The sequence below is a fragment of the Geodermatophilus chilensis genome (assembly GCF_002802985.1).
In the GTDB taxonomy this organism is placed as follows: Bacteria; Actinomycetota; Actinomycetes; order Mycobacteriales; family Geodermatophilaceae; genus Geodermatophilus; species Geodermatophilus chilensis.
The window spans coordinates 1-8,969 of record NZ_NVPT01000188.1 but is presented as its reverse complement, the minus strand read 5'-3'; the positions used below and the strand labels follow the sequence as shown (position 1 = coordinate 8,969).

8 protein-coding genes are annotated in these 8,969 nt (G+C 72.3%); 7 read left to right on the top strand and 1 reads right to left on the bottom strand.

Features of this window, described 5'->3' with window-relative positions; translation table 11 throughout:
- The first annotated feature begins 110 nt into the window (after positions 1-110).
- The 7 genes from nadC (at position 111) to CNO22_RS23060 (ending at position 7,637) form a co-directional block, all read left to right on the top strand.
- Positions 111-1,064 (top strand): carboxylating nicotinate-nucleotide diphosphorylase, encoded by a 954-nt coding sequence (gene nadC / locus CNO22_RS23090; protein ID WP_232807283.1) that lies wholly within the window; start codon positions 111-113, stop codon positions 1,062-1,064.
- Between the two features lie 3 nt (positions 1,065-1,067).
- Positions 1,068-1,871, top strand: a complete 804-nt coding sequence (locus CNO22_RS23085) for a type III pantothenate kinase (RefSeq protein WP_100501621.1) — start codon at positions 1,068-1,070, stop codon at positions 1,869-1,871.
- Positions 1,872-1,897: 26 nt separating this feature from the next.
- Complete coding sequence (gene lysS, locus CNO22_RS23080; RefSeq protein ID WP_100501620.1) at positions 1,898-3,415, top strand: lysine--tRNA ligase; 1,518 nt, start codon at positions 1,898-1,900, stop codon at positions 3,413-3,415.
- Positions 3,416-3,564: 149 nt separating this feature from the next.
- Complete coding sequence (locus CNO22_RS23075) at positions 3,565-3,918, top strand: histone-like nucleoid-structuring protein Lsr2 (protein ID WP_100501619.1); 354 nt, start codon at positions 3,565-3,567, stop codon at positions 3,916-3,918.
- 285 nt (positions 3,919-4,203) lie between these two features.
- Positions 4,204-4,527: a hypothetical protein gene (locus CNO22_RS23070; RefSeq protein ID WP_100501618.1), complete on the top strand. Its 324-nt coding sequence runs from the start codon at positions 4,204-4,206 to the stop codon at positions 4,525-4,527.
- Positions 4,524-4,802 (top strand): hypothetical protein, encoded by a 279-nt coding sequence (locus CNO22_RS23065; protein WP_232807282.1) that lies wholly within the window; start codon positions 4,524-4,526, stop codon positions 4,800-4,802. Before CNO22_RS23070 ends, CNO22_RS23065 begins: the two co-directional genes overlap by 4 nt.
- Positions 4,803-5,117: 315 nt before the next feature.
- The gene (locus tag CNO22_RS23060; protein WP_100501617.1) at positions 5,118-7,637 is read left to right on the top strand and encodes an ATP-dependent Clp protease ATP-binding subunit; all 2,520 of its coding nucleotides are present in this window, start codon (positions 5,118-5,120) and stop codon (positions 7,635-7,637) included.
- Positions 7,638-7,897: 260 nt separating this feature from the next.
- Here CNO22_RS23060 and CNO22_RS23055 read toward each other — a convergent pair whose 3' ends face one another.
- Positions 7,898-8,794, bottom strand: coding sequence for an HhH-GPD family protein (locus tag CNO22_RS23055; protein WP_100501616.1), 897 nt, complete (start codon positions 8,792-8,794; stop codon positions 7,898-7,900).
- Positions 8,795-8,969: the final 175 nt, after the last annotated feature.

Genomic DNA, 8,969 nt, shown 5'->3' with positions numbered 1-8,969 from the left:
AATGCGTGATTATATGGTTTTGTTATTTTGAACGGACGGGCGCACACCGAGTTCTACCCGTAATGAGTCGTCGGCAGCGTCCGATGTGTATAAGAGACGGGGGCGACACGGTGAGCGAGCGTGCGAGCTCACCGCTGGGCGGGCGGGGCGAGACGGCGAGCGCCGACCCGCGGTCGCTGGAGGGCACCGGTCTCTCGGAGGCGTGGGTGGCCGAGCTGGTCGAACGCACCCTGGCCGAGGACCTCACCGGCGGCGCGCCGCTGTCCAGCGCCCCCGACCTGGCCGTCGCGCACGACGTCACCAGCGCCGCCACCGTGCCTGCCGCGCAGCTGGGCACCGCGGACCTGGTCGCCCGTGCGGACGGCGTCGTGGCCGGCCTGCCGGTCGCCGCCCGCGTCTTCACCCGGCTGGCCCCGGGCGCCACGCTCACCGCGGGCGCCACGGACGGCGACCGGGTGGCCCGGGGGGACGTGCTGCTGACCGTCCGCGGGCCGGTGCGCGCGCTGCTGGCCGCCGAGCGCAGCGCGCTGAACATCGCCAGCCGGGCCAGCGGCATCGCCACCCTCACCCGCCGTTGGGTCGACGCGGTCGAGGGCACCGGCGCCGTCGTCCTCGACACCCGCAAGACCACGCCGGGGCTGCGGCCGCTGGAGAAGTACGCCGTCCGGTGCGGTGGCGGGTCGAACAAGCGCATGGGGCTCTACGACGTCGCCATGGTCAAGGACAACCACGTCGCCGCCGCGGGCTCGGTGGCCGCCGCCGTCGCCGCGGTGCGCGAGCGGGCGCCGCGGGTGACGGTGCAGGTCGAGGTCGACGTGCCCGCCCAGGCGGTCGAGGCGGTCGAGGCCGGCGCGGACTTCCTGCTCTGCGACAACATGCCGCCCGACGTCCTCCGCGAGGTCGTGGCGCTGGTCGGCGGCCGGGCCGAGCTGGAGGCCACCGGCGGCCTGACCCTCGAGGTGGCTCGCGCGGTCGCCGAGACCGGCGTCGACTACCTCTCCGTCGGCGGGCTGACCCACTCCGCGCCGATCCTCGACCTCGCCCTCGACCTGCGGGCGGGCTGAGGAGTGCTGCTCACCGTCGACGTCGGCAACAGCCAGACCGTCCTGGCCACCTTCGACGGTGCGCGGCGGGTCGGCGGCTGGCGGGTGACGACGGCGCCGCGGGCCACCAGCGACGAGCTGCGGATGCTCTGGCGCGGGCTGCTGCGCGACACCGAGGTCACCGGGGTGTCGGCCTGCTCGACGGTGCCCGCGCTGCTGCCCGCGCTGCGCTCCCTGCTGGACTCCCTCGACGTGCCCGTGGTCCTCATCGGCCCCGGCGTGCGGACCGGCGTCCCGCTGCACGTGGACAACCCGCGCGAGGTCGGCGCCGACCGGGTGGTCACGGCGCTGGCCGCGCACGAGCTGTACGGACGGCGTCCCGACGGCGGCGGGCGCCCGGTCGTCGTCGTCGACTTCGGCACCTCCACGAACGTCGACGCGGTCGGTCCCCACGGCCAGTTCCTCGGCGGTGCGCTCGCCCCGGGGGTGGAGGTCAGCCTGGAGGCGCTCGCCAGCCGCGCGGCGCAGCTGCGCTCGGTGGAGCTCACCGTGCCGGCCCACGCGATCGGCAAGAACACCGTCGCGGCGCTGCAGTCCGGACTGGTGCTCGGCTTCGCCGGCCTCGTCGACGGGCTGGTGGCCCGGATCGCCGCCGAGCTGGTCGCCCAGTTCGGCGCCGCACCGGTCGTCGTCGCCACCGGCGGGCTCTCGCCCCTGGTGGCCGACAGCTGCCGCTCGATCGGCGAGCGCGAGCCGGACCTGACCGTGCACGGGCTGCGGCTGGCCTTCGAGCGCCACCAGGCTCTCGGTCACCCACCCGCCCGCTGACCGGCCTCCCCGTAGGCTCGGCTCCCGTGAGTGAGCAGCCCCCGGGTGGCGCGGGAACACCGATCGACGACGAACTCCCCGAACAGCTCCGGGTGCGCCGGGCGAAGCTCGACCGGATGCGCGAGGCCGGCGTCGACCCCTACCCGGTCGCCGTCCCCCGCACGACCACGCTGGCCGCGGTCCGGGAGGAGCACCCCGACCTGGAGCCGGACACGATGACCGGCGAGCGGGTCGGCGTCACCGGGCGGGTGATCTTCGTCCGCAACACCGGCAAGCTGTGCTTCGCGACGCTGCGTGAGGGCGACGCCGAGCTGCAGGTGATGCTCTCCCTCGACCGGGTCGGCGAGGAGTCGCTGGCCGCGTGGAAGGCCGACGTCGACCTCGGCGACCACGTGTTCGTCGAGGGCGAGGTCGGGACGTCGCGGCGCGGCGAGCTCTCGGTGTTCGCCGACTCCTGGCAGCTGACCGCCAAGGCGCTGCGGCCGCTGCCGGTGGCGCACAAGCCGATGAGCGAGGAACTGCGCGTCCGGCGTCGCTACGTCGACCTCATCGTCCGCGACGAGGCGCGCCGCACCGTGCGGCAGCGCGCCACGGTGATGTCGACGCTGCGCCGGGAACTGGCCGACCGCGGTTATCTCGAGGTCGAGACGCCGATGCTGCAGACGGTTCACGGGGGCGCCGCGGCACGGCCGTTCCGTACCCACATGAACGCATTCGACCTCGACCTGTACCTCCGGATCGCACCGGAGCTGTTCCTCAAGCGGTGCATCGTCGGGGGGCTGGAACGCGTCTTCGAGATCAACCGCAACTTCCGCAACGAGGGCGCCGACAGCACGCACTCGCCGGAGTTCGCAATGCTCGAGGCGTACCAGGCCTATGCCGACTACCAGGTGATGGCCACGCTCACCCGCGAATTGACGCAGGCGTGCAGCGAGGCGCTGTTCGGCGACCACGTGGCGCGGCACAACGACGGCACCGAGATCGACCTGTCGGGGGAGTGGCGGCAGGTGCCGCTCTACACGCTGGTCTCCGAGGCCGTCGGCGAGGAGGTCACCCCCGAGACGCCGGTGGAGCACCTGCGTGCCCTCGCCGGGCGGCACGACGTCGGCGTGGACCCCGCGTGGGTGCCGGGCAAGGTCGTCGAGGAGCTGTTCGAGGCCCTGGTGCAGGACACGCTGCAGGAACCGACCTTCGTCGTCGACTACCCGCTGGACACCTCACCGCTGACCCGCGCGCACCGGTCGCAGCCGGGCCTGGCCGAGAAGTGGGACCTCTACATCGCCGGCGTCGAGCGGGCGACGGCCTACTCCGAGCTGGTCGACCCGGTGGCGCAGCGCGAGCGCCTGGTCGCCCAGTCCCGCCTCGCCGCCCAGGGCGACCCCGAGGCGATGGCCTTCGACGAGGACTTCCTCGAGGCGCTCGAGTACGGGATGCCGCCGAGCGGTGGCATGGGGATGGGCATGGACCGGCTGATGATGACGCTCACCGGATTGGGGATCCGGGAGACCATCCTCTTCCCGTTGGTGCGGCCGCTCTCGTCCTGAACCGGGCGGTGCCTATTCTCACCCCATTGTGCGTGGTGTGTTTCTCTTCGGCGCGAATGGTCTATGGTCGTCTCCGACAGAGAAAAGGGCTGCGAGTCCGGGGGCAAAAGTCCCCGGACTGCGGAGCGGTGTGGGAGTGGAGACGACGAATGGCGCGCAAGGTCCAGGTCATCCTCAGTGACGACCTCGACGAGAACGTGCCCGCGGACGAGACGGTGAGTTTCTCGCTCGACGGCACCAGCTACGAGATCGACCTGTCGGAGAAGAACGCGAAGGAGTTGCGAGACGCGTTCTCCCGTTATGTGCAGGCCGCCCGCAAGGTCGGCCGCGGCAGTGGCCGGGCCTCGGGCGGGGGTCGGTCCCGCGCCACGGGTGGCGGCGGCCGCATGGACCGCGAGCAGGCCGGCGCGATCCGCGACTGGGCCCGCAAGAACGGCCACGCGGTCAGCGACCGCGGGCGCATCCCGGCCAGCATCGTGGAGGCCTACGAGGCCGCGCACTGAAGAAGGGCCACTCTCCTCCCCGCGCCTCGCAGGCTCGGCGCGGGCCCCTGGAGAGTGGCCGTTCCAGCGCCTCACCGAGCTCGGGGTGAGCCTCTGGACGGGGGCCGCCCTGCCTCCACCCCTCGCACGTTCGGGGCGGGACCCTGCAGGGGAGGCCGACGGCGGCCCGGCACCCTCTCGGAGGGGTGCCGGGCCGCCGTCGTCAGGTGACGTTGCGTCACCGGCGGTCCGGAACAGGGACTTTCGGCCCTAGGGGGTACCGGACTGATTCGTGACGGTTGGGTCATGAGCCAGGACGCGGCCCAGACCACCGCTGTGCACGGCCCGGGGGACGTCGTCGGCCGCGCGACCGCCGACCCCTCTTCCCAGGCCCCGAGCTTCACCGCCAGCCTCGACCAGCGCCAGGGGGTGATCCGGGCGCGGGGACACCTCGACGTCCTCGCCGCGGACCTGCTGTGCGGCAGCATCGTGGCGCTGCAGCGCCGAGGTCACCGGCAGGTCACCGTCCGCCTCCTGCCATTGGCCACGGCCGACGACGACGCCCGCGAGCTGCTCGCCCGGCTCGCCGACACGCTGGCCGTCGACGGCGTGCGGCTGGTGGTCGAGTGAGCACCGTCGAGGGGCCCTGGTCCGCCGCGTCCCGCCGTCCTGCCGTCCCCGGGACGGATCGCTGGACCGTCGGTGTGGACGTGGCCGCCCACCGCTCGCCCTGGGGCGGGACGGCACCCAGCCGGTTGCACGCGGTCGGGGACGCCGGGCTGGTCGCCGGCCGGGCCCTCTGCCTCGCCCCGGTCACCCTGCTCGACCCGGCCCTGTGGGTGTGGCCGGACGACGGCGACGAGGACTCGCCGCTCTGCTGGGTCTGCCTCGCGCTCACCTGCTGAAGGAGGGCCTCGACGCGGGGCGTCGGTGACGCGCCGTCCGCTGTCGGCGGGGACGAACCGGACCACCGGCCTGGGCGGGGCGCGGCTGTCGGAGACGCGCCGTCCGCTGTCGGCGTAACCGGTCCGGAACACCGGTCCGCCACCATCGGTTGGACCGGGCAGCTCCTCTCCTCCGGACGCCGCGTGTGCCGACGGAGGGTCGGAGTCCGCGACTACAGTGGAAAGACCGGTGCCCCGCGCGCCGACGGACGTCGGGTGCTCCTCCCCATCAGGGGAGGGCAGCGCCGGACCAGCCGGTCAGAGGAGAAGCAGCAGATGTTCGAACGGTTCACCGACCGAGCCCGCCGCGTGGTCGTCCTGGCCCAGGAAGAGGCCCGGATGCTCAACCACAACTACATCGGCACCGAGCACATCCTCCTGGGGCTGATCCACGAGGGTGAGGGTGTCGCCGCCAAGGCTCTCGAGTCCCTGGGCATCTCGCTGGAGGGTGTCCGCCAGCAGGTGGAGGAGATCATCGGCCAGGGCCAGCAGGCCCCGTCCGGCCACATCCCCTTCACCCCGCGGGCCAAGAAGGTGCTCGAGCTGTCCCTGCGCGAGGCGCTGCAGCTCGGCCACAACTACATCGGCACCGAGCACATCCTGCTCGGCCTGATCCGCGAGGGCGAGGGCGTCGCCGCCCAGGTCCTCGTGAAGCTCGGCGCCGACCTCAACCGCGTCCGCCAGCAGGTCATCCAGCTGCTCTCGGGCTACCAGGGCAAGGAGCCGGCCGCGGCCGGCGGCCCGGCCGAGGGCACCCCGTCGACCTCGCTGGTGCTCGACCAGTTCGGCCGCAACCTGACCCAGGCCGCGCGCGACTCCAAGCTCGACCCGGTCATCGGGCGGGCCAAGGAGATCGAGCGGGTCATGCAGGTCCTCTCGCGGCGGACCAAGAACAACCCCGTCCTCATCGGCGAGCCCGGCGTCGGCAAGACCGCCGTCGTCGAGGGCCTGGCCCAGGCGATCGTCAAGGGCGAGGTCCCCGAGACGCTGAAGGACAAGCAGCTCTACACGCTGGACCTCGGCGCGCTCGTCGCCGGTTCCCGCTACCGCGGTGACTTCGAGGAGCGGCTGAAGAAGGTCCTCAAGGAGATCCGCACCCGCGGCGACATCATCCTGTTCATCGACGAGATCCACACCCTCGTCGGGGCCGGTGCCGCGGAGGGCGCGATCGACGCCGCCAGCATCCTGAAGCCGATGCTGGCCCGCGGTGAGCTGCAGACCATCGGCGCCACCACGCTCGACGAGTACCGCAAGCACCTGGAGAAGGACGCCGCCCTCGAGCGCCGCTTCCAGCCGATCCAGGTGGGCGAGCCGACGCTCACCCACACGATCGAGATCCTCAAGGGGCTGCGCGACCGGTACGAGGCGCACCACCGGATCAGCATCACCGACGGCGCCCTCGTCGCCGCCGCGACGCTGGCCGACCGGTACATCTCCGACCGTTTCCTGCCGGACAAGGCGATCGACCTGATCGACGAGGCCGGCGCCCGGATGCGCATCAAGCGGATGACCGCGCCGCCGGACCTGCGCGAGTTCGACGACCGGATCGCGGCCATCCGCCGCGAGAAGGAGTCCGCGATCGACGCGCAGGACTTCGAGAAGGCCGCGTCGCTGCGCGACAAGGAGAAGACCCTCCTCGCCGAGAAGAGCGAGCGCGAGAAGCAGTGGAAGGCCGGCGACATGGACGTCGTCGCCGAGGTCGACGACGAGCAGATCGCCGAGGTGCTGGCCAACTGGACCGGCATCCCCGTCTTCAAGCTCACGGAGGAGGAGACCACCCGCCTCCTGCGCATGGAGGAGGAGCTCCACAAGCGGATCATCGGCCAGGAAGAGGCCATCAAGAGCGTCAGCCAGGCGATCCGGCGGACGCGGGCCGGCCTCAAGGACCCGCGCCGTCCCGGTGGCTCGTTCATCTTCGCCGGCCCCTCGGGTGTCGGTAAGACCGAGCTGGCCAAGGCGCTGGCCCAGTTCCTGTTCGGTGAGGACGACGCGCTCATCCAGATCGACATGGGTGAGTTCCACGACCGCTTCACCGTGTCGCGGCTCGTCGGTGCCCCTCCCGGCTACGTCGGCTACGACGAGGGCGGCCAGCTGACCGAGAAGGTGCGGCGCAAGCCGTTCTCGGTGGTCCTCTTCGACGAGATCGAGAAGGCGCACGCGGACGTGTTCAACACGCTCCTGCAGGTGCTGGAGGACGGCCGGCTCACCGACGGTCAGGGCCGGATCGTGGACTTCAAGAACACGATCCTGATCCTCACGACGAACCTCGGTACGCGGGACATCTCCAAGGCCGTGGGTCTGGGCTTCCAGGTCGGCAACGACACCCAGTCGAACTACGAGCGGATGAAGCTCAAGGTCAACGAGGAGCTCAAGCAGCACTTCCGGCCGGAGTTCCTCAACCGCATCGACGACATCGTCGTGTTCCACCAGCTGACCGAGGACGAGATCATCGAGATCGTCGACCTCATGGTCGCCCGCGTGGAGGGCCAGCTGGCGAACAAGGACATGTCGCTGGAGATCACGCAGGACGCCAAGAAGCTGCTGGCGGCCCGCGGGTTCGACCCGGTGCTGGGTGCCCGGCCGCTGCGCCGGACCATCCAGCGCGAGATCGAGGACGCGCTGTCGGAGAAGATCCTCTACGGCGAGCTGACCGCCGGTCAGATCATCGTGGTGGACGTCGAGGGCGAGGGTGCCGACCAGCGGTTCACGTTCCGCGGCGAGGCCAAGCCGATCGACCTCCCCGACACCCCGCCGGTCGCGCTGTCCGGTGGCGACGAGGAGGGCCCGGCCGAGTGATCCTCGGGTAGCCCGTACGAAGGGGCCGTCTCCCAGTGGGAGGCGGCCCCTTCGTCGTCTCCACCGTCGTCCTGGAGGGCGACGCCGCGGCCAGGTGTCGTCCGGGCCGCGGCTGAGCAGCTGTCTCCGGGTCGAGTGGGCAGTTGTGGTCGCCCAGCCCGGCGTGTCCCCCCGTGTCGGCGACCGCAGGTGCTCACTCGTCCGTGCTCATCGGCCAGTGGCGGCCGCTGTCGGCGTGTCGGGCGGCCACCCGCCGATGATCAACCCGCCGGCAGGGTGAACCGGCCGTCGGCGGTCTGCTCGACCAGCCCGTCGGCGAGCAGCGAATCCAGGCAGCGGGACCGTTGGGCGGCGTCGTCCCAGGCCTCGTCCAGCTGCGGGGCCGCCACGGGACCCTCAGCGGCCCGCAGGACGTCCAGCAGCCGGCCGCGCACCTGCCGGTCCGTCCCGGCGAACTTCTGCACCCTGCGGGGCGGACCGTCGGACGCCGGGTAGCCCGCCAGCCGCCAGGCGCAGTCCCCCCGCACCGGGCAGGCCGCGCACCGCGGCATCCGGGCCACGCACACCAGCGCGCCGAGCTCCATCACGGCCACCGAGAAGCGCACCGCCCGCTCGGGGTCGTCCGGGGCGAGCGCGGCGACGTCGATCAGGTCGGCCGCCCGCGCCGGCGCGGCCTCCGCCCGGCCGTGCACCAGCCGGGCCACCACCCGTCGCACGTTGGTGTCGACGACCGGCTGCGGCTGCCCGTGCCCGAAGCAGGCGACCGCGCGGGCGGTGTACGTGCCGATGCCGGGGAGCGCCTCCAGGGCCGCCACGTCAGCGGGGACGACGCCGCCGTGCCGCTCGGTGAGGGCCACGGCGGTCTCCCGCAGCCGCAGCGCCCGCCGCGGGTAGCCGAGCTTGCCCCAGGCGCGGATGACCTCGGCCGGCGACGCCGCCGCCAGCGCCGCAGGGGTCGGCCAGCGGTCCATCCACTCGCGCCACACCGGCTCGACGCGGACGACCGGCGTCTGCTGCAGCATCACCTCGCTGACCAGCACGGCCCACGGGTCGGTGTCCGGCCGGCGCCACGGCAGGTCGCGTGCGGCCCGGGCGAACCAGTCGACGAGGACGTCACCGATGGGGTCGGACGGCGGGGGGAGCCGTCCCTTATACACATCTGACCCTGCCGACGACCGCCGAAGTGTATATGGCCGTGGTCCCTGCGTCTCGTCGCACGGCAGCGCGCGGTCCATCTGTGCGAGGACCACTGCCCTATCTGCGACTTCGCACTGACGCCGTACAACCGGCGCGACGTGCAAGCAGAAGCCCAGCAGGGCCTCTCATGTATCA